The 26476-nt window shown below is 41.1% G+C and carries 22 protein-coding genes and 2 pseudogenes; 12 read left to right on the top strand and 12 right to left on the bottom strand.

What is annotated here, in order from left to right:
- The first annotated feature begins 253 nt into the window (after positions 1 to 253).
- The 4 genes from ACU0NF_RS11515 to proB all read left to right on the top strand — a co-directional run bounded on the left by ACU0NF_RS11515 (position 254) and on the right by proB (position 5125).
- Positions 254 to 1711: a glyceraldehyde-3-phosphate dehydrogenase gene (locus ACU0NF_RS11515; protein WP_131315645.1), complete on the top strand. Its 1458-nt coding sequence runs from the start codon at positions 254 to 256 to the stop codon at positions 1709 to 1711.
- A 186-nt stretch (positions 1712 to 1897) separates the two neighbouring features.
- A complete protein-coding gene (locus tag ACU0NF_RS11510) occupies positions 1898 to 2272 on the top strand; it encodes a winged helix-turn-helix transcriptional regulator (RefSeq protein WP_445661206.1) in 375 nt (124 codons plus the stop codon).
- 473 nt (positions 2273 to 2745) lie between these two features.
- On the top strand, positions 2746 to 3963 hold the full coding sequence (gene cgtA / locus ACU0NF_RS11505; RefSeq protein ID WP_445661205.1) for an Obg family GTPase CgtA: 1218 nt from the start codon (positions 2746 to 2748) through the stop codon (positions 3961 to 3963).
- 28 nt (positions 3964 to 3991) lie between these two features.
- Positions 3992 to 5125 carry a glutamate 5-kinase gene (gene proB, locus ACU0NF_RS11500; protein ID WP_445661204.1) on the top strand — a complete coding sequence of 378 codons (1134 nt, stop codon included), beginning with the start codon at positions 3992 to 3994 and terminating at the stop codon, positions 5123 to 5125.
- A gap of 56 nt (positions 5126 to 5181) precedes the next feature.
- On the opposite strand, the gene ACU0NF_RS11495 is transcribed toward proB, so the two are convergent.
- Both ACU0NF_RS11495 and ACU0NF_RS11490 read right to left on the bottom strand, forming a co-directional pair.
- Positions 5182 to 5778, bottom strand: a complete 597-nt coding sequence (locus ACU0NF_RS11495; protein WP_370983475.1) for an undecaprenyl-diphosphatase — start codon at positions 5776 to 5778, stop codon at positions 5182 to 5184.
- Positions 5779 to 5944: 166 nt separating this feature from the next.
- The gene (locus ACU0NF_RS11490) at positions 5945 to 6649 is read right to left on the bottom strand and encodes an SIMPL domain-containing protein (RefSeq protein WP_370983474.1); all 705 of its coding nucleotides are present in this window, start codon (positions 6647 to 6649) and stop codon (positions 5945 to 5947) included.
- Between the two features lie 472 nt (positions 6650 to 7121).
- Between ACU0NF_RS11490 and ACU0NF_RS11485 the strand changes: the two genes are divergently transcribed.
- Together ACU0NF_RS11485 and ACU0NF_RS11480 are read left to right on the top strand one after the other, a co-directional pair.
- Complete coding sequence (locus ACU0NF_RS11485; protein WP_370983473.1) at positions 7122 to 8495, top strand: diaminobutyrate--2-oxoglutarate transaminase; 1374 nt, start codon at positions 7122 to 7124, stop codon at positions 8493 to 8495.
- A 3-nt stretch (positions 8496 to 8498) separates the two neighbouring features.
- Positions 8499 to 10031: a pyridoxal phosphate-dependent decarboxylase family protein gene (locus ACU0NF_RS11480; RefSeq protein ID WP_445661203.1), complete on the top strand. Its 1533-nt coding sequence runs from the start codon at positions 8499 to 8501 to the stop codon at positions 10029 to 10031.
- A gap of 338 nt (positions 10032 to 10369) precedes the next feature.
- Here the strand turns inward: ACU0NF_RS11480 and ACU0NF_RS11475 are convergent, their stop codons facing one another.
- The 3 genes and pseudogenes from ACU0NF_RS11475 to ACU0NF_RS11465 all read right to left on the bottom strand — a co-directional run bounded on the left by ACU0NF_RS11475 (position 10370) and on the right by ACU0NF_RS11465 (position 13815).
- Positions 10370 to 11773 carry a DUF1254 domain-containing protein gene (locus ACU0NF_RS11475; protein WP_445661202.1) on the bottom strand — a complete coding sequence of 468 codons (1404 nt, stop codon included), beginning with the start codon at positions 11771 to 11773 and terminating at the stop codon, positions 10370 to 10372.
- Positions 11774 to 11830: 57 nt separating this feature from the next.
- Positions 11831 to 12850 carry a DUF1254 domain-containing protein gene (locus ACU0NF_RS11470; protein WP_445661201.1) on the bottom strand — a complete coding sequence of 340 codons (1020 nt, stop codon included), beginning with the start codon at positions 12848 to 12850 and terminating at the stop codon, positions 11831 to 11833.
- Between the two features lie 119 nt (positions 12851 to 12969).
- Positions 12970 to 13815 (bottom strand): annotated as a pseudogene (locus ACU0NF_RS11465) (SphA family protein).
- A 597-nt stretch (positions 13816 to 14412) separates the two neighbouring features.
- On the opposite strand from ACU0NF_RS11465, the gene ACU0NF_RS11460 reads away from it, so the two are divergent.
- The 6 genes from ACU0NF_RS11460 to ACU0NF_RS11435 all read left to right on the top strand — a co-directional run bounded on the left by ACU0NF_RS11460 (position 14413) and on the right by ACU0NF_RS11435 (position 21064).
- A complete protein-coding gene (locus ACU0NF_RS11460) occupies positions 14413 to 15438 on the top strand; it encodes a substrate-binding domain-containing protein (protein ID WP_445661200.1) in 1026 nt (341 codons plus the stop codon).
- 101 nt (positions 15439 to 15539) lie between these two features.
- On the top strand, positions 15540 to 16919 hold the full coding sequence (gene pstC / locus ACU0NF_RS11455) for a phosphate ABC transporter permease subunit PstC (RefSeq protein ID WP_445661199.1): 1380 nt from the start codon (positions 15540 to 15542) through the stop codon (positions 16917 to 16919).
- Complete coding sequence (gene pstA / locus ACU0NF_RS11450) at positions 16916 to 18307, top strand: phosphate ABC transporter permease PstA (protein ID WP_445661198.1); 1392 nt, start codon at positions 16916 to 16918, stop codon at positions 18305 to 18307. Before pstC ends, pstA begins: the two co-directional genes overlap by 4 nt.
- 13 nt (positions 18308 to 18320) lie before the next feature.
- Complete coding sequence (gene pstB / locus ACU0NF_RS11445) at positions 18321 to 19247, top strand: phosphate ABC transporter ATP-binding protein PstB (RefSeq protein ID WP_445661197.1); 927 nt, start codon at positions 18321 to 18323, stop codon at positions 19245 to 19247.
- Between the two features lie 305 nt (positions 19248 to 19552).
- Positions 19553 to 20515, top strand: a complete 963-nt coding sequence (gene sohB, locus ACU0NF_RS11440; RefSeq protein WP_445661196.1) for a protease SohB — start codon at positions 19553 to 19555, stop codon at positions 20513 to 20515.
- A gap of 168 nt (positions 20516 to 20683) precedes the next feature.
- Positions 20684 to 21064 carry a hypothetical protein gene (locus ACU0NF_RS11435; RefSeq protein ID WP_445661195.1) on the top strand — a complete coding sequence of 127 codons (381 nt, stop codon included), beginning with the start codon at positions 20684 to 20686 and terminating at the stop codon, positions 21062 to 21064.
- A gap of 31 nt (positions 21065 to 21095) precedes the next feature.
- Here ACU0NF_RS11435 and ACU0NF_RS11430 read toward each other — a convergent pair whose 3' ends face one another.
- The 7 genes and pseudogenes from ACU0NF_RS11430 to ACU0NF_RS11400 all read right to left on the bottom strand — a co-directional run.
- Positions 21096 to 21731: a DUF2238 domain-containing protein gene (locus ACU0NF_RS11430; protein WP_445661194.1), complete on the bottom strand. Its 636-nt coding sequence runs from the start codon at positions 21729 to 21731 to the stop codon at positions 21096 to 21098.
- Positions 21732 to 21812: 81 nt separating this feature from the next.
- Complete coding sequence (gene purB / locus ACU0NF_RS11425; RefSeq protein ID WP_131315614.1) at positions 21813 to 23201, bottom strand: adenylosuccinate lyase; 1389 nt, start codon at positions 23199 to 23201, stop codon at positions 21813 to 21815.
- Between the two features lie 54 nt (positions 23202 to 23255).
- Positions 23256 to 23987, bottom strand: coding sequence for a high frequency lysogenization protein HflD (hflD, locus tag ACU0NF_RS11420; RefSeq protein ID WP_131268900.1), 732 nt, complete (start codon positions 23985 to 23987; stop codon positions 23256 to 23258).
- Between the two features lie 15 nt (positions 23988 to 24002).
- A complete protein-coding gene (gene mnmA, locus ACU0NF_RS11415) occupies positions 24003 to 25136 on the bottom strand; it encodes a tRNA 2-thiouridine(34) synthase MnmA (protein ID WP_445661193.1) in 1134 nt (377 codons plus the stop codon).
- A gap of 4 nt (positions 25137 to 25140) precedes the next feature.
- Entirely contained in the window at positions 25141 to 25626 is a 486-nt protein-coding gene (locus tag ACU0NF_RS11410; protein ID WP_445661192.1) for an NUDIX hydrolase, read from the bottom strand.
- A 459-nt stretch (positions 25627 to 26085) separates the two neighbouring features.
- Positions 26086 to 26361, bottom strand: a complete 276-nt coding sequence (locus ACU0NF_RS11405; RefSeq protein ID WP_445661191.1) for a hypothetical protein — start codon at positions 26359 to 26361, stop codon at positions 26086 to 26088.
- Positions 26362 to 26392: 31 nt separating this feature from the next.
- Positions 26393 to 26476 (bottom strand): annotated as a pseudogene (locus ACU0NF_RS11400) (IS5/IS1182 family transposase); the annotation flags it as partial.

Raw genomic sequence — 26476 nt, 5'->3', positions numbered from 1 at the left:
TATTCAGCATTGTACGAGGCATAGCGAGAGTAAAATTGGGTTTGGCGATTTAATTTTACTACCTCGCTATTTTTTTAAGCAACAAATGTCAACAGACCCTAATAATTACAACTATTTTGCCTATTTATAATGAATATATAGCAAAATATGCGGGTCAGAAGCAGCTTTTGATTCAAACTTCCCGATAATTCCTTTACAATTGTCGGGTTTTGAAATTTATGCCTAGATATACAATTAATTAGAGGACGTATCTGTGAGCAAAGAGACTATCATCGCCCTACATGCAGATCACCAAGGTCGCTGGAAAAACCGTGAAGAAATCGCGGAACATATGATTGCCTTAATTGGTCAGTTGTATCGTGAAAAAAATATCGTGACTTCTGTATTTGGTCGTTCTTTAGTTAACCGTTCAGTTATCCAGATTTTAAAAGCACACCGTCGTACCCGGGTGATGGATGTTGAACTTTCTGTGGTTAACACTTTTCCAATCTTGGAAGCATTAGCTAAAGTTGAGAAAATTGGTTCTGCTGAAATCGATCTAGGTAAATTGGCTGTTGAATTTAAAGAAAAAGGCGGCGACATCGATGCATTTGTTGCTGATGCCGTTAAATCTTTAGAAGGCAATCCTGCAACTGTTGAACCTAAAGATGTCGTTCTTTACGGTTTCGGTCGTATTGGTCGTATCCTTGCACGTTTGATCATTGGTCAATCAGGTCTTGGTCGCGGTTTAAGCCTTAAAGCAATCGTTGTTCGTAAATCATCTGACGGTGATTTGGAAAAACGTGCCTCTTTACTTCGTCGTGACTCAATTCACGGTCCATTTGCAGGCACAATTTCTGTAGATGAAGAAAACGAAGCAATCATTGCCAACGGTAACTTCATTAAAGTGATTTACGCTTCAAGCCCAAGCGAAGTGGATTACACTGCTTTTGGTATCAATAATGCTTTAGTGATTGATAACACAGGTAAATGGCGTGATGCTGAAGGTCTTGCTGAACACTTGAAATGCCCAGGCGTTGCTCGTGTGGTATTGACTGCTCCAAGTAAAGGCGAAATGAAAAATGTGGTGTATGGCGTAAACCATACAGACATTTTAGATGAAGACAAAATCATTTCTGCTGCGAGCTGCACAACAAATGCAATTACACCAGTGTTGAAAGTGTTAGATGACAAATACAAAGTGCTTAATGGGCACGTTGAAACTGTTCACTCATTCACAAATGACCAAAACTTGATCGATAACTACCACAAGGCAGATCGCCGTGGTCGTGCTGCGACTTTGAATATGGTGATTACTGAAACTGGTGCTGCGAAAGCGGTTGCTAAAGCACTTCCTGCGCTTAAAGGTAAGTTGACTGGTAACTCTGTACGTGTTCCTACTCCAAACGTATCACTTGCTATTCTTAACTTAACCCTTGAGAAAGAAGTTGATCGTGAAGAAGTGAACGAATACATTCGTCAAATCTCAATCAACTCAAGCCTTCAAGGTCAAATCGGTTATACAAATTCTACTGAAGTTGTATCGAGTGACTTTATCGGTTCACGTACTGCAGGTGTATTTGATGCGCAAGCAACAATCACTTCAGGTACTCGCCTAACAGCATATGTTTGGTACGATAACGAAGTGGGCTATAGCTGCCAGGTATTGCGTATCGCTGAACAAATGTGTGGCGTAAGCTATCCAAAAGTTCCTGCTGAAACAAATGCATAATTTGTAAAGTAGTCAAAAAGAGCTTCATTTGAAGCTCTTTTTTTATGTCTATTTTTTATTTAACACAGATTTTACTGGATTCAATATAGAGTAATAACAGAACTTGCTGATGAAATATTAATCTGTTAGCTTACAAACAGTAAGTAAATTAAAATTAGTAAGTAAAAAGAATATCGAGACAATGTCATGACAAATTATGCAACGAGCCATTTACTTGGACAGGTTTTATCCAATGAATGTCCTTCACGTGAAATATTGGAACACTTAACCACTAAATGGTCTGTGCTGGTTTTACGCTGTTTAAGTGAAGGTGTACATCGTTTTAGCGAGTTAAAGCAGCGCATAGAAGGGGTGAGTGAAAAAATGCTGGCTCAAACCTTAAAGGTACTGGAGAAAGATGGCTTTCTGATTCGTACAGTTTATCCGGTGGTGCCACCTAAAGTGGAATATCAGCTGACTATTCTGGGTGCTCAAGCCGCTGAAAAAATGACATTACTGATTGGCTGGATTGAACGAAATTTACCTGAAATTTTAGAAAATAAACAACGTGTTGCTCAATAATAGCAATGAATATTTTAAGTGTCTCATGTGATATTTAAATGACAGGATGTTTATTTAAAAGGAATTATTTATTGAGATAAGTCCAGAGAATGAATTTTCAAAAAATCTAAAAACGAAAACTTAGAAGTAGCAGAAATACATTTAGGGGAATAATTTAACTGGACATATCCCACTATTATTTTTATTAATTTTTTTGAAATCTATGAGTATCAATTTTAGATTAAAGTTTATTTGAATGATTAAAAAATAAAGTAACTGGAATTCAACCTGAAAGCAGTTTTTCCTGGCTAAGTAGATGGTTCCTTTTAACTTTCTAAGTGAATAATTGAACTTAGCCAGATAATATCCGCCCAGTTCAAGCCAAATTCATCTTAACAATACTAAAAATCATGTAATGCTGAATAATACTATTCGAGAAATTTTGTAAAATATGGCAGAATATGCGGTTTTAAAGTATTTAGAGGATTGGCAATATGCGCTTTGTTGATGAAGCAGTCATTACCGTAGAGGCTGGCGACGGTGGCAATGGCGTAGCCAGTTTTCGCCGTGAAAAATTTGTACCATTTGGTGGTCCAGATGGTGGTGATGGTGGTCGTGGCGGTAACATTTATGTTGAAGCCGGAAACGACACCACCACTCTTGTAGATTATCGTTATACACGTCGATTCCGTGCAGAGCGTGCTAAAAACGGTCGTGGTGCAAACTGCGCAGGCCGTGGCGGTGAAGACACTGTATTAAAAGTTCCAGTAGGAACAACAATTGTTGATACAGAATCAGGCGATATCATCGGCGACTTGGTCACTGATGGTCAGCGTGTATTGGTGGCAGCAGGCGGTGAAGGTGGTTTGGGTAATACTCACTTCAAATCATCTACAAATCGCTCGCCACGTAAGTGCACAACGGGTACCAAAGGTGAATACCGTGAAATTCGTTTAGAGCTTAAAGTTCTTGCGGATATTGGTTTGCTGGGTATGCCAAATGCAGGTAAATCTACATTTATTCGTGCAGTATCAGCAGCAAAACCAAAAGTTGCAGATTATCCATTTACCACAATGGTTCCAAACCTGGGTGTGGTCGATGCAGATAGCCACCGTTCATTCGTCATGGCAGATATTCCAGGATTAATCGAAGGTGCGTCGGAAGGTGCGGGTCTGGGTATTCGTTTCCTTAAACATTTGGCACGTACCCGTATTTTGTTGCACATTGTAGATGTTCAACCGATTGATGGTTCAGATCCTATTCATAATGCCAATGCAATTTTACAAGAGTTGAAGAACTTCTCTCCAACTTTGGCAAAATTGCCAGTTGTACTCGTGCTGAATAAAGTTGACCAACTTGACCCGGACACTAAAGAAGAATGGTGTAAACATCTTCTGGAAGAAATGCAGTGGGAAGGTCCGGTATTCCAGACTTCTGGCTTGATGTCGGAAGGAACCAAAGAAGTTGTTTATTACCTGATGGATCAAATTGAACAACAACGTGAACGCGAAGTTGAAGATCCAGAATACGCAGCAGAAATGAAAGCATTCCGTGATCAGCTTGAAGCTGAAACACGTGAACAGACCATTGCAGCGAAAGAAGCTTATCGTGAAATGCGTCGTCAACAACGTCTTGCTGGTCTATTGGCTGAAGAAGACGATGAAGATGATGAAGACGACGATAACGATGTGGAAGTGTTTTACGTACGTTAAGCTCTTGGGATAGAGTACTGAGGACAAGATGATAGAAGTGGTAGATGGGCAACGTCAGCTCAAGGGTTGTAAACGAATCGTTGTTAAAATCGGATCATCTTTACTCACAGCAAATGGGCAAGGTTTAGATTTGGATGCAATTTCGCATTGGGCGAAACAAATTGCAGATCTATACAATGCAGGACACGAGATTATTCTGGTGTCTTCAGGTGCTGTGGCTGAAGGGATGGTTCGGATGAAATTGTCGAATCGACCCACTGATTTACCGAGTCTTCAGGCGTGTGCTGCTATTGGTCAAATGGGCCTCATTCAAACTTGGTCGAGTGTGTTGGAAAAGCATTCCATTCAAACGGCGCAGGTTTTATTGACTCATGATGACCTGGCAGACCGTCGTCGCTATTTAAACTCTTGTGATGCTTTGCAGCATTTGATTGACTGGCATGTGATACCTGTGATTAATGAAAATGACACGGTGTCGACTGATGAAATCCGTTTTGGTGATAACGATACCTTGGCTGCTATGGTGGCAGGTCAAGTCCATGCAGATTTGTTGATCATCCTCACCGATCAACAAGGTATGTTTGATTCTGACCCGCGTTCTAATCCAAATGCAAAACTGTTCCATACGGTTCGTGCTTTAGATGAAAGCCTGTTTGATATGGCAGGTGGCGGCGGAAAGTTTGGTCGTGGCGGTATGTTGACCAAAGTTCGTGCGGCACGCTTGGCGGCGAAATCAGGTTGTCCAACGCTGATTGCCAGTGGTGAAAGTGACAATGTGCTTGCCCGCCTCATGTCTGGTGAATTGCTCGGAACATTGTTTATTACCGATAATGACCGTATCACTGCACATCAGCAATGGTTGGCTGCACATCTGCAAACGGCTGGTCGTTTAGTCCTGGATGATGGTGCTGTGAAGGCGATTAAAGAAAACCACCGCAGTTTATTGCCTGTTGGGGTAAAAGCGGTGGAAGGGCACTTTGATCGTGGTGATGTGGTTGAATGTGTCGATACACATGGTGGCCGTGTTGCTGTTGGTCGGGTCAACTTTAGTTCGCGTTCAGCTGAAATTGTGAAAGGTTTATCTTCAGATAAAGTGCATCAGGTTTTAGGTGAAGCACGTTCGCTGGAAATGATTCATCGTAATCATATGGCGATTTACTAAAAGATTTTCGTAATAAAAAATCCCGCTTAAGAGCGGGATTTTTTATGTATTTTGAATTATCTAATAATATTTTTGCTAATGAGCGGCTTAAATAAGAAGTGATGCAGATATAAAATCCAAGACATCAATTGTTCTGAATATTTAAACCAAAGGGGTAAACCGATTAAATTTACAACAAGTGCAATGATAAATCCGCCGACCATATCAATCGGGAAATGCACACCGACATAGATACGTGACCATGCCACCAGCCATGCAACGGCTAGCAGGACTTTGCCAATATCTCGTCGCACCGAAAAATAATAGGCAAAGGCAATACTGCTAAAAATCGTCATGTGATTACTTGGAAATGAACCTGTGGCATCATGCTCAATTAAAGTCTGGCCGACATGCAGTACGAAAGGACGTGGTGTATTTAAAATATAAGATGCTATTTCACTGATCGAGAGTGCGATAACGGTAAAAATAAAAGCTTTGACCAGAAGGGTTTTAGTAAGATTGTTACCGCGTAACCACAGCAGCGCAAAAATAGCGACCATGAGATAAACCAGGTCGTGGGCAATAAAAGTGGAAAAGTGCTGCATTAAAGCAGAAGCGTGTTCAGGCACATTTAATAGGTTAAACAATTCAAGATTTAGACTTTCGAGGGACATGGCGGCAGGAGCGACATACAAAGACAGGATGGCTAATGTAATAATTTTATTGATTAATTGAAACGCGACATTGTACTTAAATCGTGTGATTACGTTGCAAAGGCGATATTCTGCTTATAAAAAACCGTACATAAGGTACGGTTCTTATCTGTTTAGCATAAATAATTTATTTAAACTGAATCGCACCATTGGCATTCACGGTAATTTTAGATTCACCCGCTGCTACATTTTGAGCGTCGACAGCTTCAGCCCCGGAGAATTTCGCCATATTGGCACGCATCATAACTGGTTGTGGATATTGACTGCTGGTATTCAAATTAAGATTTACCAAGTTATAACCCGATTTATTCCATGACTGGCTCAGCATTTGTGCACGTTGCTGGAAGTTTTTTGAAGCTTCAACCATCAGCTCATTTTCAACTTTTTTACGTTGCGCATCTGAAACGCTAAAGTTAATCGACTCGGTCTGGAAATTTTGTTGCAATTCACCAATCAGTTGGCTGGCCGCTTTAAAGTCAGTACTTTCAATCTGGATTTCGGCACGACCACGCCATTCTTTTAATTTACGGCTGTCATTGTCATAAACGGGATAGGTAGTTTGAGAGCCTGTTTCTACTTTAACTTGTGGATATTTCTTTGCTAAAGCCATAGCTTGATTCATTAATTGCGTGATTTGTGATGCAAGTTCAGCCGGTTGTTTGTTGCTTTTTTCAATGTATAAAACAGCATGCATTTCATCATTCGACACTTGGCGTGCTGCTTCTGCTTGTATATTGATGACATTGTAATTAAGTTGTTCATTTTGTTGAGCAAAGGCAGATGCACTGAAAGCAGAAGCTAAAACCAGAGTAGATAGAGTTAAGTAACGCATTTTTTTAGCCTATTTTTGTAAGTAAAATTTGAATCTATCTGAGTGATATTAAACGGTGTTTATGGTGAATTTTAGTAGAGTTTGTGGTGGGATTGTAAAAATAAGCTTAAAAAAACCTATTCATTTTTAATTATAAAATTAAAGAAAAATTATACACTTATAAATTAATTTGCAAGTAGTTTTACTTTATTACACGACTTTATCAAAAAAAGCATAAGAAAATGAGGTTTTCTTTACGCTGTCACAATGTAAGATGATAATTCAAGCTATAGATTAGCTTGATATTTTTTTCGATAAAATAGGGCAGATAAAATACCGAAAGTTGTTTATTTTTCAGAAAAATTCGGTATCATCCGCCCTCTAGTTATGACAAATAAATTAAAGTCTAGCTAGAACTATAAAGCACCGAGTCAAAGGACCGCAAGTCACCCGACTTATTTCTTTCAACCCATATCAGAGATGGTAATTCGATATGAGCGTTTCTTCTGTAAATCCTGCCACTAAGTCTACTAACGAATACTATTTGACTCGCCAAAGCCAGATGGAATCCAATGTTCGTAGCTATCCACGTAAATTGCCGTTAGCGATAGCAAAAGCCTTAGGCTGCTGGGTTACTGATGTTGAAGGTACAGAGTACCTCGATTGTTTAGCTGGGGCAGGGACATTGGCTTTAGGCCATAATCACCCTGCGGTCATCCAAAGTATTCAAGACACTTTAGCAAGTGGTTTGCCATTACATACTTTAGATTTAACAACGCCTTTAAAAGATGCATTTACTGAAGCATTACTTGAGCAATTACCGGGTGGTAAGGAAGAGTATTGTCTACAGTTCTGTGGTCCGTCTGGTGCAGATGGTACAGAAGCAGCAATTAAATTAGCGAAGACTTATACAGGTCGTAGTACCGTGATCAGCTTCTCCGGTGGCTATCATGGAATGACACATGGCGCTTTAGCCATGACGGGTAACTTATCTGCTAAAAATTCGGTGAATGGCTTAATGCCAGGCGTACAGTTTATGCCATATCCGCATGAATACCGTTGCCCATTGGGTCTTGGCGGTGAAGCAGGTGTAGATGCTTTAACTTACTTCTTCGAAAACTTCATTGAAGATGTAGAAAGTGGTGTAACCAAACCTGCAGCCGTGATTCTTGAAGCAATTCAAGGTGAAGGTGGTGTGGTTACCGCGCCAACCAAATGGTTGAAAAAAATCCGTGAAGTGACTGAAAAACACAATATCGTGCTTATTCTTGATGAAGTTCAAGCTGGTTTTGCCCGTTCAGGCAAAATGTTTGCCTTTGAACATGCAGGGATCGAGCCTGATGTTGTGGTGATGTCTAAAGCAGTGGGTGGTAGCTTACCGCTTGCGGTGCTTGGGATTAAACGTAAGTTTGATGCTTGGCAGCCTGCTGGTCACACAGGAACTTTCCGTGGTAACCAATTGGCAATGGGTACGGGTCTTGCAACAATCAAAACCATTAAAGAACAGAACTTGGCTAAAAACGCGCAAGAGCGTGGTGATTTTTTACAAGCTGAATTGAAGAAATTGGCTGTAGAATTTCCATGTATCGGTAACGTACGTGGTCGTGGTTTGATGATTGGTGTTGAAATTGTAGATGAACGCCAAGAAGCAGATCACATGGGTTCATTACCTGGTGATTCTCAATTGGCTGCTGCAATTCAGGCAGCATGTTTCGACAACAAACTTTTGTTAGAGAAAGGTGGTCGTAACGGTACAGTGATTCGTTTACTTTGCCCACTCATCATCACGCATGACGAATGTGTTGAAGCGATTGCCCGCTTTAAGAAAGCAATTGCTGAAGCGCTTATTGCTACTCGAGGCGCATAATACATGGTAGATTTTGCAGAACACCGTAAAGCGTTACTCTGCAATGATGCTCAATCTATTGCTGACTATGAGTCAGCAATGGGTGAGGCTACAAAAGCTGTAGCAGCATGGTTGCATAACGACAAAATGTACACGGGTGGCAGCATTAAAGATTTGCGCAGTGCGATTTCTTTTAATGCCACTAAACAAGGCTTGGGCGTGCATAAATCGCTTGAGCGTATGGTTGAGCTTTTTTTAAACAAGAGCCTAAAAGTACACCATCCCCATTCTTTAGCACATTTACATTGCCCAACCATGGTAGTGAGCCAAATTGCTGAAGTTTTAATTAATGCAACCAACCAGTCAATGGACTCATGGGATCAAAGCCCTGCAGGTTCGTTGATGGAAGTACAACTTATTGACTGGCTACGTCAAAAAGTCGGTTATGGTACAGGTCAGGCAGGTGTATTCACCTCTGGCGGTACGCAATCGAACTTGATGGGTGTTTTGCTGGCACGTGATGCCTGCATCTCGAAAAACTGGAAAGACGAAAACGGCAATCCGTGGTCTGTTCAGCGTGACGGTATCCCTGCGGATGCGATGCGTAACGTCAAAGTCATCTGTTCTGAAAATGCACACTTCTCTGTGCAAAAGAACATGGCGATGATGGGCATGGGCTTCCAGTCAGTAGTAACCGTTCCAGTGAACAAAAATGCACAGATGGATGTTGTCGCTCTCGAGCAAACCATGGCGCAACTACAGGCTGATGGCAAAATCGTTGCATGTGTGGTTGCGACCGCAGGTACAACGGATGCTGGTGCGATCGATCCATTAAAAGCGATTCGTGACATTACCAACAAGTATGGCGCGTGGATGCATATTGATGCAGCATGGGGCGGTGCACTGATTCTTTCGAATGAGTTCCGTTCAATGCTTGATGGTATTGAGTTGTCTGATTCAGTGACGCTTGATTTTCATAAGCATTACTTCCAAACCATTTCTTGTGGCGCATTCTTGTTGAAAGATGAAGCGAACTACCGTTTCATGCATTATGAAGCTGAGTACTTAAACTCTGCTTATGATGAAGAACATGGCGTTCCAAACTTGGTGTCTAAATCCTTACAAACAACCCGTCGTTTTGATGCGTTGAAATTGTGGATGACGGTTGAGGCACTTGGTGAAGAGCTTTACGGTTCGATGATCGACCATGGTGTGAAGTTGACTCGTGAAGTGGCTGACTACATCAAGGCGACTGCTGGTTTAGAGATGCTGGTTGATCCACAATTTGCTTCTGTATTGTTTCGTGTGATTCCTGAAGGTTATCCAACAGAATTACTGGATACACTGAACCAGAACGTTGCAGATGAATTATTTGCGCGTGGTGAAGCGAATATTGGGGTAACGAAAGTAGGTGATGTTCAATCCTTGAAGATGACGACTTTAAGCCCGGTAGCGACTTTAGACAACGTGAAGAATCTGCTTGGCCTTGTGCTTGCAGAAGCTGATCGTATCAAAGGTTCAATCGCGGATGGTACCTATACACCTGCAATTGATTAATTGATTGTATGTGTGAAAGGAGGAGACCAATGGGTCTCCTTTTTTATATCAATTAGAAAGTAAGCTTGCACAACCGCAATTAAATTCATTAGAAAAAAATATCATTGTGTAGGGAGTGCCTTACTTTTCAAGGGTGAGGAATATATTCCGCAAGGTATACCAAAATCCTTGGTTAGGCAAAAGGTACATGCTTATAACCTTTGTCTAAAGCCGACATCCATGTCGCCTTTCAAGTGATTTAATTGGCGGGAGATGTGGTTGTAAATTTCAAAGATTTGCCCAAGTGATTGCAAAAATCAGAACTTGGAAGGGTAAATCTGAAGGTTTACCACAAAACATTAAGGATTCACTTTTATCAGTTTCGGTTCTTTCCAGGAGCCATTTAAGGCAGCCTGTTCAGGCCAATACAGACGCATAATACTGATAAAAGGACCTTTAGGGGCAGGTAACCAATTGGCTTTTAATTTGGCATCAGGCGTGGCATTTTGTAGATATAAGGTTACAGAACCATCTTTATTTTTTACTAATTGATTGGTTATGGATGAATTAATTAAATAGCGATTCAGTTCATTGTCATAGAGTAAACTTTCAGGCAATTTGTACATGGTGAGCGACCAGAAGGACTTTACGGGTGGTAATTGACCCTTGGGGAAGGTCAACTGATATTTGTTATTACCATCGAGTGGTTTACCTCCAGCATCAACAAAATAAGCAGGGTAAAGCGCTTCTTCTTTGCTGTTGCCATAAATGCCATACGCAGCTGACAGCATACGATCCAGATAACGCCCTTGTAGAAATTTTCGAGTACCAAAGCCATCAGCAGCAGAAATTTCACCTGTATCTACTTCAGATGCTTTATATGCTAAGGCGTCTTGCCAGGCTTTTTCCATGCCTTTAGGAATGGCTGCTTGGATCACAGGATCTAATTTACTCAGTTCAAACTTTTGACCTGGTTTAATCCCAATTTGCTCAAACTCTTTCAGCATCGCTTTTTCAGAAGGATGCACATTGGCATATTGCAAAGCAAAGTTCAGTACATTGAAAAATTCAGGTGAGGTTTTTTGTTGCTCTACAGTGAGTGGCGTTAAGAAGTTGATTTTAGGTGCAGCTTTAGGGACTTTCGTTCCTTGGAATTGCGAGAGTGGTGTCACTTTATACTGGCTTTGAATTTTTTTGACATTTTCAATGTCTTTGTCAGAGAACAATTGTGTGCGATACAGCAAGAAAGCCAAATCACTTTCCGAGCGAATCACCTGTTTAATATTGGCGGGTTTTGTTCCTTTCCAGGCTGGCCCGACCAATAAGAAATGTCCCGCTTCATTGCCCGTGGCACGGCTGCCGACATAAGCAAAGTTATGTGTATACATATCAATAAATTGAATGGAATAGTAACGCTTGTCATCAATTTTAGGCACACTCAGCACTAAAGGCTCTGTGCGTAAATCTGCACCTACAAAGCTGTAAGGCGTGTCTGAGTTTGGGGTTTGGATGGCGACATCTTTTGGGGTAAACACGCGTGCAACATTATGCAGTTCGTTCCACGCACCTTTATATTCTGGGTTGTTTTGATTAACAAAATAAGAATATTGGATACGGTAACTGTCTACCACAGGGTAACCAAAAATATAGGCTTTTTTGACCAATGCCACAGCTTCGGCTTCAGTAAGTTTTGCAAATATGGCAGGGCTCATACCTAGACTGATGCCAAGCATGGCACACATGAGCATTTTGTGTTTGATCATGTTATATCGTCCTATCAAAAAGATGAAAAAAGGGAAGTCGAAGCTTCCCTTAAAGAATTATTTCGGTTGTGCCACAGGGAATTTCCAACTGCCATCTAAAATTGCTTGCTGTGGTTGATATAGGCGAACCATATAGTTCCAGCCATTGGTAATTGGTATGCAATTCACAGAAGACTTATTGCAGTCTCCAAATTGAATGTTATAACTACCATCACTGCTGGCTTTCGCAGTCATATTGTTCAAGGTGTAGCTATTCAGCTCATTTTTCTCAAAATAGCCGTCTTTGTTATACACGGAAATTGACCAGAACCCATTTACCGGTACGTTTTTAGGTATAGTCATGCTGTAAACCGTCTTACCATCATTTTTTGTAGGATAGACATTAAGATAAGTTGCATCCTTTTGTGGGTTGCCCCCCCAAGCCGCTGCAGAACCAATTAAATGGCGAACCGGTTGGATATCTTCTTTCTTACCGAACATAAAGTTGGTATCTGGAAGGCTGTCGTTCAAGACAATCAAGCTATCACGGATTTTCTTTTGACTTGCCATATCCCATTCAGGCAGTTCCAGTTTGCCAGGACCGCCGGGTTGAGAGACTTTAAGTTGATCTTGTACCTTGTGTGCGTCTTTTAAATCTTTCGGATTTGTGGGATCTACAAAGGTACGAATCGCGACAGCGACATAACGTGTACCCACATTTTTTTCAGTCAGGGTGTATTGTCCGGGCTTGTAGTTGACCATTGGAGTGTAGTGATCTTGGTTAATCACTTGCATTGAGATAAAGCGTTTGCCTGTATTCGGGAGGGTAATCGTGACAGGGCCTGCTTTTAGGTCAAAAATACCAGACGAATACAGCGTATCACGATTTAATCGAATAACATTTTGCTTCTCCACGGGAGAGGGCTCACGTGTGTGATTCAGCCCCCCGAAACCACCTGGTAATTTACTTAAATTTTGGAAATATAAATCTGACTCGGCACGGACAAAGTTGTCTACAGTCACGGGAATGGGCGCAGCAACTGCCAAAGTTGAACCTGAAATCAAGAGTACCAGTGGTATTGTATTTAGAATTTTCATAAAGTTATTTCTCCAAGTCGAATCACCTTTTATTTTGGGAAAATAAAGGGGCTAATCAGACGTGCATCAAAATCTTTTGCACTATTGTCGTTATCATTCGCCCAATAGTGCACTTCGCTTTAGTATTGGAAGTTAATCGCCAATTGGTAAGCTTCACCCTCAGGGCGATTTTCGACATCAAATTCATGGATGCCACGTAAGGATGCTGAAATGGCTGAGGTCTTACTCAGTTTTTTATCGTAAGTCATGATTGGCCCGATCCCTAAGGAGCGTCCTTTGAAACCATTGAGCCGGTCTGCTAGTTGTCCTTCATCATCGGTGGTTTGTTCAATCCAGCCAAAAACAGCACCAAGACCTAAACCGTCTCCACCTAGTTCACCAAAACGTTTCAGGCCCAATAGGTCTAAGCGAAAGATATCGCCATTGGTGTAGTCGGTTTTGTCATTTTCGGTGTAAAACTCATAGGCCATATTGGTGCTAATCTCGGCATTCATGCGCGGTTATATCGTGGTGAAAGCTAAGTTGGGTACGAAGGTCCAGGTGTTTTGACCAGCATTACTCAGTTTATTTACCTCATAACTGCCAGTAGGCGCATAAATAGAAACCCCGAATAAGGCATGCATAATCGGGTTTAAATGGTAGTTGACCATTAATGGTGAAAACATCACATCACCAAATTTGGTCGAACTTTCTTGATATTCAAAGTTATTCAGATAGGTTTGAATTTTTGTGTATTGCAAGGGCACACCCACAGTGGTGGCAAGACTCCACTTTTCGTGAGTGTTCCAAACAAAAATACTGTTAAGAAAATTATAAGACACGTCATAGTTCAAGCCAGCCGTTAATGTGCCAACAATAGGTATGCTACGGGAACGTTCAAAATTACCGTCATAATAAATACTAGATAAGGTCAAGACACCGCCTTCTTTAGTGGGCAGTAAACCGTTTAAAGGTTGGACTTGCATGCCAGTAATAGGACGACCAATACCGCCTTCTACTGCAAATACGGATTGGGTTGTTACAATGAGATTGGCGAAAAAGATGAAACTTATTTGTTTTAACATTTTTGAATCCTTTTTACATTAATTCATTGTTTCTTAATGAAAAAATGAATTTTATAGTTTTAACAGGATCTTGATACGTTAGATCGCAATGGTTGTGTCATTCAATGCGAATTTTGTTGACCTGAAACATAAGCAAAAGAGGCGAGAAAACCAAGTAACAAAAGAGAAAATTAAAGAGGTGATGAAGATCATCTAAGTGATTGAAAAATATTGAATAGATAAAAGTTATTGCTCTTTAAATTAACAGAATATTGCTGATCTAATCGTTTTTTATTTTATAAAAAATAGGTAAGAAGAAGTTTCTTACAAAATGATCATTTTTAAGGTGTACTAAACTCAATGGATGAGAGCTGTGGTTAAAATCATGCATCATCAAATCGTCATCTTCCTGTAACTTCTTTGTCATATTATAAAATCAAAATGCAATGATCGAAATAAGTACAATACTTTATGAAAAGTAGCGTACTTCAAAATTGCATCTAATAAAGAGAGAAAAGAATGCGCTTAAATCACATCGCACTTGCTTTAGCAGTTTCAGGGGCAGCTGTAGCAACAACAGCAAATGCAGCTCGTGACACCATCCAGATTGCTGGTTCTTCAACTGTTTTACCATATGCAAGTATTGTAGCAGAAGAATTTGGTCATACTTTTCCGCAGTTTAAAACACCGGTTGTGGGTTCTGGTGGTACATCGGGCGGTTTGAAGCAATTCTGTCAAGGCGTGGGTGACAATACCATCGACATCGCCAATGCATCTCGCAAAATTAAAGATTCTGAATTAGCTGCATGTAAAAAAGCAGGCGTGAATCAAGTGATTGAAATTAAAGTAGGTTATGATGGTATTGTATTTGCGTCTAACTCAAAGAAAGCGTCTTATAAATTACGTCCCCAACATGTATTTGCAGCGCTTGCAGCAGAATTGCCTTCGAATGGCAAACTGGTTGCAAACCCCTATACACGCTGGAACCAGATTGACAAATCACTTCCAAATGAACCCATTACCTTGGTGATTCCAGCTTCCAACCACGGCACACGTGAAGTGTTCCAGGAAAAAATGGTTGAAGCCGGTTGTGAATCTTACGCATATTTCAAAAATTTAGATAAAGATACACAGAAAAAAGTATGCTCGAATTTCCGTAAAGATGGAAAAGTGATTGAAATTGCAGGAGACTATACTGAAACACTGGCACGTTTAAAAACTTCGCCAAGTGCGGTAGGTGTATTTGGTCTGGGTTTCTATGATCAAAACCGTGACAAATTACGTGTAGCGACAGTAAACAATGTTGTGCCATCAGAAAAAACCATCCTGAATGGTTCTTACCCCGTTTCACGTCCATTGTTCTTCTACGTGAAAGGTGAGCACCTTAAATCAATCAAAGGTTTACAGCAATATTCTGAATACTTCCTAAATAAGAAAGTGTCAGGTAAAGGTTCCAAGCTGGAAAAAGCCGGTCTGATTTCAATGTCGGATAAAGAACGCGCAAAAGTACTGGCAGATTTAAAATCCGGTAAAGCGGTGAAGTAACTAGGATAAATGAGCTGGTGGTAGATCATTTCTAGCATCAGCTTTTTTGCAAAGACAAAGTTTTTTCAAAGCCTGAAAATTGAAAAAATGCCGGAGAATAAATGAATCTGCTCCTCTTAGGTGTGTTATTGGCATTAATTGCCGGAGCCTACCAAATCGGGTTATCTAAAAGCCGTCGCCTGGCAGGTAAGGGAAATAACTCTGCAAAGTTGCATTCACGTCCCGGATATTACGGCGCGTTGGTGGCTTTATGGTGCGGTATCCCAGCTTTTTTAATTTTACTGGTTTGGAACATTGTTGAACCGAATATTTTACGACATGTGATTTTGGATAATGTACCTGCAAATATTGCAGCAACATTAGATCGATCTGGCATGGAGGTGGTGATTGACCGTGTTCAGGCCATTGCCTCTGGTTTTGGGGTCAGTGACCAAGCCGCAGCCTATGAAATTGCAGCAGCACAACAGTTATCCAGAATTGAAACCATTAGTTCTTTCGCTAAATTGGCAGTGGTAATCTGTGCCGCTTTAGCGGGGCTGGTTTTGGCAAAAAAACGTGTCGCTCAACAATTTCGCGCACGTAATCAGGTCGAAAAAACCATTAATGTCGCTTTAGCTTTATGTTCTGGTGTGGCTATTTTAACCACCATTGGTATTGTGATGTCGATGTTTAGCGAAGCTATGCGTTTCTTTCACTTCGTCAGTCCACTCGATTTCTTCTTCGGAACTGAATGGAATCCGGGTTTTAGTACCTCAGGAAATGCTGAAGGAAGTTATGGTCTGTTGCCGTTGCTTTGGGGTACGCTGATGGTCAGCGGTATCGCTTTATTGGTCGCAGTACCCGTCGGTTTAATGATTGCAATCTATTTGGCTGAATACGCATCCTCTGGCTTTCGCTCTTGGGCAAAACCGGCAATTGAAGTTTTAGCCGGCATTCCGACCATCGTTTACGGTGTTTTTGCACTGATGATTATTGGCCCATTTTTTAAAATGCTTGGAGCAAGTGTTGGGCTAGAAATTAATGCCACCAGTGCCTTAACTGCAGGTTTCGTAATGGGGATTATGATTATCCCGTTTGTATCTTCACTATCAGATGACATTATTACCCAGGTGCCTCGCTCGTTACGTGATGGCTCTTTAGGACTCGGTGCGACCAAGTCAGAAACCATTCGACAGGTAGTGTTGCCTGCAGCCTTGCCGGGCATTATTGGCGCATTTTTACTGGCAGCATCTCGTGCAATTGGTGAAACCATGATCGTGGTTCTGGCCGCAGGGAACAGTCCGTTACTGCATGCCAATCCGCTAGAAGCGATTTCAACCGTGACCATTACTATCGTCAATCAACTTACAGGTGATACCGACTTTGCCAGCCCACAAGCATTGGTGGCATTTGCATTGGGTTTAACCTTGTTTGTGATTACTTTAGGTTTGAACATCGTTGCACTGTTTATCGTGCGTAAATATCGCGAGCAATACGAATGAGCACTTCGAATACATCTTCCATGGATCAGCCACTTGATCCACGCGTTGCGGCTGAATTACGTGAAAAACGCAAACAAAGGATTCGTAATACCTTAGCCAAGCGTCATCGCAAAGAAAAAATGTTTCGCATATTCGGCTTTTCTGCAGTCATTACCGGTCTGTTCTTTGTGGTCCTGCTATTCGGAAGTATTCTGACAAAGGGCTTGCCGGCATTTTGGCAAACCAGTATGAATGTTCCAGTCTATTTTGACCCGACGATTATTAATGCTGGTGCGAAGCCAACTCAAAAAGCAGGCGAATCTCCTGCCCATTTTCAAGAGCGCTTTATCGCCTGGCAAACTGAAATGGGGATGGTCGACTGGGATGCTTTAATCGTGAATGGATTAATTGCAAAAGACCCAACTATTGCGTCAAAACGTGATGAGATCGGAAGCCTGTATACCAGTTCAGAAACATACCGCTTACGTGATCTGGTACTCGCAGATCCAGCCTTGATTGGTCAGAAGAAAGATTTAAATATTTTGGCCGATGCTAATGTCGATGTCTGGCTGGCAGGGAATATTGATCGTTCATTACCGGATGATCAGCAACAATTAAGCCCGGAAGTACGTCAACTTGCTGATGATTTAAAAGCCAAAGGTGTGCTTGAAAATAGCTTTAATACTCATATTTTCACCAATCCAGACTCGCGCAGTTCACCAGCAACGTCTGGTTTAGCCGGTGCAATCATGGGCTCGTTGTTCATGATGCTGATCGTGATTTTTATCTCGATTCCAATTGGCGTGGCATCAGCCATTTATCTGGAAGAGTTTGCACCTAAAAACTTCATTACCGATATTGTTGAAGTCAATATTAATAACCTGGCAGCTGTACCGTCGATTGTCTTTGGCTTACTTGGTGCTGCCATTTTTATTGGCTGGATGCATTTACCGATTTCTGCGCCTTTGGTCGGTGGTCTGGTACTCAGTCTGATGACACTTCCAACCGTGATTATTACCACGCGTGCATCGCTTAAAGCTGTACCACCCTCCATTCGTCAGGCGGCATTGGGTTTGGGTGCTTCTCGAGTACAAACGGTATTTCACCATGTATTACCACTTGCGATACCGGGGATCTTAACCGGTGCGATTATTGGTGTGGCACAGGCCCTAGGTGAAACAGCTCCGCTGCTACTGATTGGGATGAGTGCCTTTGTGGCGAGTGTTCCAGCTTCGCCACTCGATCAATCCACTGCATTACCGGTACAAATTTTCTTATGGCAGGGTAATGAATTACGTAACTTTTTTGAAGGACGTACCGCTGCAGCCATTATTGTCTTACTTGCACTGATGGTGGGCTTAAATAGTCTGGCAATCTGGTTACGCAAGAAATTTGAAGTGCGCTGGTAAGAGAGGGCAATATATGAATACTGTAACAGCGATGTCAAAAACAAATTCCTTAGAACAGGATCAAACCGTGAATCAAGATCAGAAACAATTTACCTCACTCGAAGTAGATAAAAAATCTCAAGGTACTTCATTTGTTTCTCAATTTGATACCAGTCCTTCGGCTAAAAAAGAAAATGAACCCGCCAATGTGAAAATAAGCACTTCAGATGTCCATGTGTACTATGGTCAAGCAGAAGCGATTAAAGGTATTGATATCAATATCTATGAAAATGAAGTGATTGCTTTTATTGGTCCATCCGGTTGTGGTAAATCCACTTTCCTGCGTACTTTAAACCGAATGAATGACACCATTGATTCGTGTCGGGTAACCGGTAAAGTGATGCTGGATAATCAGGATATCTATGATCCAAATTTAGATGTGGTATTGCTGCGTGCACAAGTCGGGATGGTGTTCCAGAAACCCAATCCTTTCCCGAAATCAATTTTTGACAATGTGGCGTATGGTCCAAAACTTCACGGTTTGGCGCGTGACAAATATGATCTTGAAGAAATTGTTGAAAATAGCCTGCATAAAGCCGGTCTTTGGGACGAAGTAAAAGACCGTCTAAACCAGCCGGGAACTGGGCTTTCCGGTGGTCAGCAACAGCGTTTATGTATTGCACGTACTATTGCGGTGAGTCCGGAAGTGATTTTGATGGATGAACCATGTTCAGCACTGGATCCAATTGCTACGGCGAAAATTGAAGAACTGATTTCAGAGCTTTCAACCCAATACACCATTGCCATTGTGACGCATTCGATGCAACAGGCTGCGCGTGTTTCTGACCGTACCGCATACTTTCACTTAGGTGACTTGATTGAAGTGAATGCCACTGAAAAAGTCTTTACCCAGCCAGATCATCAATTGACAGAAGCTTATATTACCGGTCGTTTTGGTTAATGAAATAAGGGTAGTGAAAAAGAGCCGAAAGGCTCTTTTTTTATTTAATCATCAATTTTTTATCAAATATTTTTCTCTAAAAACGGAATGCAACGTGTTCAGCTAGCAATCATTTAAGCTTTATTTTTTATCCGATTATGCTCTTTAGACATGTGTTTTTATGCTGAGAAAATAACTCAATGCCGCAAGTACTTAAAAGGAAAACATCTCTGTAATTGGATGATTAATAAAATTCATATTGAATTTTCAATGTTTTGACCTCATGTTAAAGACAACAGCACATACAATTAGAGAAATCATTTTTTATGTTATTTCATACCCCAAAATTGCCGGCTGAAATTCGTATCAGTCATTTAAATGCGCGTATTAATGAACAACGAAAAAAAATAGCGCAAACCACCTCATCTAAATTTGAACTGTTGCAGCTCACTCAACAGCTTTCGAAGGAAGCGCGTTTACGCAAAAAGAATAATCAAAAAATTTATATACTCGATTTTAAGGGCGATACCGCTGCATCTGCGGTAGAAAGTTTACGTGAAGAAATCACGCTTATTTTGGCAACGGCAAAAGCAGGGCGTGACCGTGTGATTGTTCGCCTGGAAAGCCCGGGTGGTATGGTGCATGGCTATGGTCTAGCAGCTGCACAACTGGTACGTCTGCGTGATGCCGGTTTTAACCTGACCATCTGTGTCGATAAAGTCGCAGCCAGCGGCGGTTATATGATGGCCTGTATTGCCAACGAAATTGTTTCTGCGCCGTTTGCAGTGGTCGGTTCAATTGGTGTGGTTGCGCAAGTGCCCAACTTCAACCGTTTATTGAAAGAAAAGCATATCGATTTCGAGCTTTATACCGCAGGTGAGTTTAAACGTACTGTGACCATGTTTGGCGAAAATACGGCTGAAGGTAAAGCCAAATTCGAAGAAGAGTTGCAGCAAACCCATGAGTTGTTTAAGCACTTTGTTGAAAAATACCGTCCACAGCTGAATGTTGAAAAAGTCGCAACTGGTGAACATTGGTATGGAAAAGATGCGCTTGAATTAAACCTGGTCGACAAACTGCAAACTTCAGATGAATATCTGTTGGGCTTATTGGCACAGCATGATGTGTATGTGATTGATACTCGCCGTAAACCGACGCTGGGTGAAAAGCTGGGCTTGCAGGCAGCACAAATGGCAGATGGTTTGGTGCCTGCAGTGGTGAATAAGGTAATGGAAACTTTGGCAAAAGCAAGTGCTAATGTTATTCAACTGCGTGATCCTAAGCTTTAATTCGTTTGCTAAGTGATTTTTTAAAACGTGCCTCGGCACGTTTTTTTATTCTTAGATATTCAGAATAAAATTGGTGTTACTATAAAAACTTAAATATCAATAATATATATAGTGATAATGACAATTTTCCTTCTTGTTTTTGGGTTTATTCTGACTGGGGTGCTGCCGATGCTGGCAATCATGTATATTGTTCCGCATGTAGAGCCTCAAGATTGGAAGGCAAGTGCTCCCATGTTGTTGGCTATGCCGGGTTGTGTAATGGTGGGTATCGGCTTTCATTCATATGCTCAAAAACCGGTAGATATTTATCAGGCTTGTGGAAAAGTGCAATTTTATAAAACCTATTCAGTCAAACGTGATCATTTTGAACGGATCGCGATTCAGTTTGATGGTTCAAAATATAATCGCCATTTAAGGTTTGAAGAATATCTAGTACGTAAACAGAAGGGGGAGCATATTTGTTTTGAGTACTCTGACAAGTTTAAAAATAAGAATCTGGGTGAATCTAAAATTCTGAAATGGATTGAACCCACCTCGATTCAGCAATAAAAAAAGGCAATCTAAAAGCTTCACTATTTATTCAATATTTGTGTTTTGATACTTTGATTAAACAGAGAATACCGGTAATCATTGCACCTATTGTTGCCAGTAAAATATCTTTATGCGCATCCCAAATATCACCTTGCTGGCCATTATAGTTTTCTGCTTCCTCAGGGGATAAACCAATGGCAATCCACCATTCAATCCATTCATAGAGAAGACTTGAGGTGATGACAAATTGAATGACCAATAGAAAAAGTACGCTCGGTTTCAATGTCGGCAGCCAAACTTGAAACAGGCGATAGAAAAAAGGATAAAGCAACAAGCCAAAAGCAATATGCACCAGACGATCGTACATATTCCGTGTCCAGCCCATAGACTGATTTAAATCAAAATTGAACAGCTGAATCAGCCACTCATTATAGGGCACATAAGAATAAAGATAATGCGCACCGATAATATGAATCAGTAAAAACAAGAGATATAAAGCAAAACTGAAATAAGTCAGCCCGATTTTTTTTAAACAAATCAACAGGACTATCAGCATAAATGCTGTACCGACCTGATGCAGCACATAAGAGAATAATTCGAGCGGTTGAATACTTGCAATCACAATGGCAAGGGTTAAAAAACCTAAACCAAGCCAGTGTTTCAAGGTGAGCTGGTATTCAATCATCTTATGGTTTTCGACTATAAAGTATTGGAATTATAATAAAAAAGCGAAGCCGAAGCTTCGCTTTTTCTGACTGAAATTTAATTAGATTTTAGCAATTAAATCTTTAATTTGTTTGGCTTGCTCAGCTGCATTACCTGTATAAGTTGCAGGTGTCATTGTCGCAAGACGTGCACGATCCGCAGCAGGAACAGCTTCAAGTTCATTACCATTTACGAAGTTCACCATCATTTCGCGAGTCATTGCTTGACCACGAGTCAGGGCTTTTAATTTTTCGTATGGTTTTTCTACGTTATAACGACGCATAACCGTTTGAATCGGTTCAGCCAGTACTTCCTGAGCATGGTCTAAATCTTCAGCAATACGTGCAGCGTTAAGCTCTAATTTGCCAATACCTTTAGAGCAAGCTTCAAAAGCGATCAAGCTTTGCGCAAAACCAACACCCATGTTACGAAGAACAGTAGAGTCAGTTAAGTCACGTTGCCAGCGAGATACTGGAAGTTTTTCACCCAAGTGAGCCAATACAGCATTGGCAAGACCTAAGTTACCTTCAGAGTTTTCGAAGTCAATCGGGTTAACTTTGTGTGGCATAGTTGAAGAACCCACTTCACCTTCTTTCAAACGTTGTTTGAAGAAACCTAAAGAGATATAACCCCAAACGTCACGGTTAAAGTCGATCAAGATAGTATTGAAACGACGAAGCGCATCAAAAAGTTCCGCCATGTAATCATGTGGTTCAATTTGAGTGGTGTACGGGTTGAACGCTAAACCTAAAGATTCAACAAAAGCTTGTGAATGAGCAGGCCAGTTAATGTCCGGATATGCTGAATAATGTGCATTGTAGTTACCTACAGCGCCATTGATTTTACCCAGCAATTCAACATTGTTAAATTGTTTGATTTGGCGTGCAAGGCGGTAAGCCACATTTGCCATTTCTTTACCCAAAGTGGTTGGGCTTGCAGTTTGACCATGCGTACGAGACAACATTGGTTGTTCAGCATGCGTTTCAGCCAAAGCTGCAATTGCATCGATGATGCTTTGCATTGAAGCAACCAGAACCTCACGACCATTTTTTAACATCAGGGCGTGAGACAAGTTGTTGATGTCTTCAGAAGTACATGCAAAGTGAATGAATTCACCCGCATCTTTCAATTCATCAATGTGGGCAATTTTTTCTTTAAGAAAGTATTCAACCGCTTTTACATCGTGGTTGGTGGTACGTTCAATTTCTTTAATGCGGTTTGCATCATCTTCAGAGAAATCAGTCACAATTGCATCTAGAGCAGCATTGGTTGCTGCTGAAAAAGCTGGAACTTCAGTGATTTCAGGACGGTTTGCAAGCGCTTGTAACCAGCGCACTTCAACAGTCACACGAGCATGGATTAAACCAAACTCAGAGAGGAAAGGACGGAGAGCATCACATTTGCTCGCGTAGCGTCCATCTAATGGAGAAAGTGCGGTTAAAGCGTTCATAGCGATTCCTTAAACATTGGAATTAAACGTAAAACAAAGCCTGCACAGCATCAGTTAAACCACCTGATACTGTAAACGGGCAAGATCTTGAATATCTTGGAGCAGCTTACGCTTACTGAAAATCATACCCCATGAACTGCCGCCCATTTGACGCCATAAGTGCGCCAGTTGCAGGCCAGTAAACAGGGAAGCACGAATACGATTGGTATGGGAAGTATCTTTAAACGCCTGAGCATTGCCTTTGACCATAATGCGCGGATTAATTTGTCCCGCAGTTTCAATATAGGTTTGGGCAAGGTTGGCAATAATGCTGGGATGCAGATAATTATTATCAAAAAATGAAAGTTGCTTTAATATTTTTTGTTGTGATTTTTCAATAATTTCAACGAATTTTGGATTGCTATAGACTTTTTTCTCTAACTGTAACAGGGTCATAGCATAGCTCATCGGTAACTTGGCGCTAGAGAGCTTGGGTAAACGGGATTTGGGGGAGGTGTTAAACGGTTGGTTAATGCTATTTTCTAAGGTTTTTAAACCGAGGGAAATGTCGGCAAGCTGATTAAAAAAATCTAAGGTCTGGCAGGATTCATTGGCGGTAGGGCGGATATTCAGGCTGGCTTTGATGAGTTGTTCTAAATAGAAACTGCCGCTTTCACCAATACTCTGCTGTCCCGACATGGCGGTCATATGGGTCAGCTGTGTCGATTGAAACACAGCTGCCAACGCCAAAGCACGGTTTTGGCGTATATTCAAAGTTTGAGGCTGTTGAAAGGGTAACTCAGCCATGCCTATCGCTTCCTTTTAAATAAAATCAGGTTTTGGCGCATTGGTATGATGAATCACACCGCCACCTAAACAAACTTCATCTGCGTAGAACACTACACTTTGTCCTGGAGTCACCGCACGTTGCGGTTCGTCAAATTCAACACGTACGCCATTTGGCATATCGGTATCTTTATAAATCACACAGTCTTGATCGGGTTGGCGATAACGCGTTTTCGCAGTACAACGGAAACCCGTCTCTGGAATCTCTTGCTCACCCGTTACCCAGTCAATCGCTTCACTCCAAAGTATAGTACTTTGCATCAGTGGATGTTCATGACCCTGACCAATGACGAGGCGGTTGTTTTCAATATCTTTATAAAGAACAAACCATGCACCCTCAGATTCACCTTTAAGACCACCCAAGCCGATGCCGCCACGTTGACCGAGCGTATAGTACATTAAGCCGTGATGTTCACCAACCTCTTTACCTGTATCTAGGTAAATTTTTCCTGCTTGGGCAGGCAAATACTGTTTCAAGAAGTCATTAAAACGACGTTCGCCAATAAAGCAAATGCCGGTTGAATCTTTTTTCTTGGCAGTTGCAAGACCCAGCTCTTCAGCAATACGACGCACTTCCGGTTTTTCAATTTCACCCACAGGGAACAAAGTCTTATTAATTTCACGACCATGTACCGCGTGCAAGAAATAAGTTTGATCCTTGTTTTGGTCAAAGCCACGTAATAAAGGCGCGTATTCTTCACCGCGCGAGTTGGTCAGGGTTTCACCACGACGGCAATAATGACCGGTGGCAATAAAGTCTGCACCCAAGTTCATGGCATGGTCGATGAAAGCGCGGAATTTGATTTCTTTATTACACAAAATATCCGGGTTTGGGGTACGACCGGCCGCATATTCAGCCAAGAAGTGCTCGAATACACGATCCCAATATTCCATGGCAAAGTTGGCGGTATGCAATTTGATGCCAATTTTGTCGCAAACGGCTTGCGCATCGGCAAGGTCTTCCATTGCCGTGCAATATTCCGTGCCGTCATCTTCTTCCCAGTTTTTCATGAAAAGTCCTTCAACCTGATATCCTTGTTGAAGAAGAAGCGCTGCAGAAACAGAAGAATCTACACCACCAGACATACCGACGATGACACGTTGTTGCATAGGATTAAGCATCCAAAGTTGAAATTAAGGGAGAATTTTGGTGCTCGTAAATGAGCGATAAAGGGTATTTTTGACCAGATAAAGCATCTTCCACGGCTTTAATCACTAAAGGACTACGTGCTCGTGCAGATTCTTTTAACTCATCCAAGGTCATCCAGACTGCACCAATAATACCTGTATCGAGCTTGGCATCCGGATGATATTGAACATCACGCGCCAGAAAGCAAAAACGATAGTAAGTACGGTCAGGAAACATTGGAGGAGTATAGGTATAGATGCCAAGCAATGATTCGATTTCGACATCATGCCCAGTTTCTTCCATGGTTTCGCGAATGGCAGCCTCAATGATGGTTTCGCCACATTCGACATGTCCCGCAGGCTGATTGAACACGGTGTGTGTTACACCTTCCGTATGTTCTTCAACAAACAGAAATTTTCCGTCTTTTTCGACAACAGTTGCAACCGTAACGTGAGCAGTCCAAGCAGTCATTGAAAAGCACCATGGGATAAAAGGAGTATTCTACAAAATTTAGGGGGCGGTGGCTATGCTGATCTGGATTGAAACTTCAGTTGATTCATTGATTTTAAATTTAGCTGCTAGTTCTTTTACTTTTTTAGTTAAGAGTAAATTGAATAATTGCTTTTGAATCAAAGCCAGATATTCATTTCGAGCTTTGCCCAATTATCCATATTCTTAATATTTGACCCTTTCATTCCTCAACTCATTAAAATGTATATTTTTATTTAAGTTATACCAAATCTCATCGTTATTTGATAATTCAGAAATTCGGTAACGACAAGTATTCAGATTCAGTTGAAAAGTAGAGATTAAGTATTTGAAAGTTACATACAGATAGTCAATATTCAGCTGAGAAAATACCCATATTTACCGTAAAATTAATTTCATTTTTAATATTTCATTAAATTTAACTTTTACTAAATATTAAACTTAGCTTTTTTGGCATCTAAATTTTAATTCAGTAGAACCTGGTCTTGCAGGAATAGCGGGTATCGTTTTTTCGTCCAGAATTATCATCGTTTGATTGTCTTTTTTACAGAAGTCATTAGCTTCTCTATATACAGAAGCTTTATTTTTTAAAGATACTCCTAGCCCAGGTGAGCCATCTTTTTTGCCAATAAAATAAGAATCAGTACCAATAGGGATGACTCCTGTACTTGCACAACCAGTAATTAACAGTAACCCAACACAGAGAAAATGTTTCATATTTTTCCTAACATTAGGGTCTGTTGACATTTCAAGTATAGAATTTACCCGATAAAGGTAGCCAAATAAATACACAAGCTAATGCAACTGCACCCTCATAGCTACACTTTAGCTT

It is taken from the genome of Acinetobacter sp. F16, assembly GCF_052712855.1.
This window is presented reverse-complemented; position numbering and strand designations above follow the sequence as displayed.

Excerpts from the sequence above, each read along its gene's own strand:
- ACU0NF_RS11510 (WP_445661206.1), top strand. The coding sequence starts at position 1,898 with ATGACAAATTATGCAACGAGCCATTTACTTGGACAGGTTTTATCCAAT.
- cgtA (WP_445661205.1), top strand. The coding sequence starts at position 2,746 with ATGCGCTTTGTTGATGAAGCAGTCATTACCGTAGAGGCTGGCGACGGT.
- proB (WP_445661204.1), top strand. The coding sequence starts at position 3,992 with ATGATAGAAGTGGTAGATGGGCAACGTCAGCTCAAGGGTTGTAAACGA.
- ACU0NF_RS11495 (WP_370983475.1), bottom strand. The coding sequence starts at position 5,778 with ATGTCCCTCGAAAGTCTAAATCTTGAATTGTTTAACCTATTAAATGTG.
- ACU0NF_RS11490 (WP_370983474.1), bottom strand. The coding sequence starts at position 6,649 with ATGCGTTACTTAACTCTATCTACTCTGGTTTTAGCTTCTGCTTTCAGT.
- ACU0NF_RS11485 (WP_370983473.1), top strand. The coding sequence starts at position 7,122 with ATGAGCGTTTCTTCTGTAAATCCTGCCACTAAGTCTACTAACGAATAC.
- ACU0NF_RS11480 (WP_445661203.1), top strand. The coding sequence starts at position 8,499 with ATGGTAGATTTTGCAGAACACCGTAAAGCGTTACTCTGCAATGATGCT.
- ACU0NF_RS11475 (WP_445661202.1), bottom strand. The coding sequence starts at position 11,773 with ATGATCAAACACAAAATGCTCATGTGTGCCATGCTTGGCATCAGTCTA.
- ACU0NF_RS11470 (WP_445661201.1), bottom strand. The coding sequence starts at position 12,850 with ATGAAAATTCTAAATACAATACCACTGGTACTCTTGATTTCAGGTTCA.
- ACU0NF_RS11460 (WP_445661200.1), top strand. The coding sequence starts at position 14,413 with ATGCGCTTAAATCACATCGCACTTGCTTTAGCAGTTTCAGGGGCAGCT.
- pstC (WP_445661199.1), top strand. The coding sequence starts at position 15,540 with ATGAATCTGCTCCTCTTAGGTGTGTTATTGGCATTAATTGCCGGAGCC.
- pstA (WP_445661198.1), top strand. The coding sequence starts at position 16,916 with ATGAGCACTTCGAATACATCTTCCATGGATCAGCCACTTGATCCACGC.
- pstB (WP_445661197.1), top strand. The coding sequence starts at position 18,321 with ATGAATACTGTAACAGCGATGTCAAAAACAAATTCCTTAGAACAGGAT.
- sohB (WP_445661196.1), top strand. The coding sequence starts at position 19,553 with ATGTTATTTCATACCCCAAAATTGCCGGCTGAAATTCGTATCAGTCAT.
- ACU0NF_RS11435 (WP_445661195.1), top strand. The coding sequence starts at position 20,684 with ATGCTGGCAATCATGTATATTGTTCCGCATGTAGAGCCTCAAGATTGG.
- ACU0NF_RS11430 (WP_445661194.1), bottom strand. The coding sequence starts at position 21,731 with ATGATTGAATACCAGCTCACCTTGAAACACTGGCTTGGTTTAGGTTTT.
- purB (WP_131315614.1), bottom strand. The coding sequence starts at position 23,201 with ATGAACGCTTTAACCGCACTTTCTCCATTAGATGGACGCTACGCGAGC.
- hflD (WP_131268900.1), bottom strand. The coding sequence starts at position 23,987 with ATGGCTGAGTTACCCTTTCAACAGCCTCAAACTTTGAATATACGCCAA.
- mnmA (WP_445661193.1), bottom strand. The coding sequence starts at position 25,136 with ATGCAACAACGTGTCATCGTCGGTATGTCTGGTGGTGTAGATTCTTCT.
- ACU0NF_RS11410 (WP_445661192.1), bottom strand. The coding sequence starts at position 25,626 with ATGACTGCTTGGACTGCTCACGTTACGGTTGCAACTGTTGTCGAAAAA.
- ACU0NF_RS11405 (WP_445661191.1), bottom strand. The coding sequence starts at position 26,361 with ATGAAACATTTTCTCTGTGTTGGGTTACTGTTAATTACTGGTTGTGCA.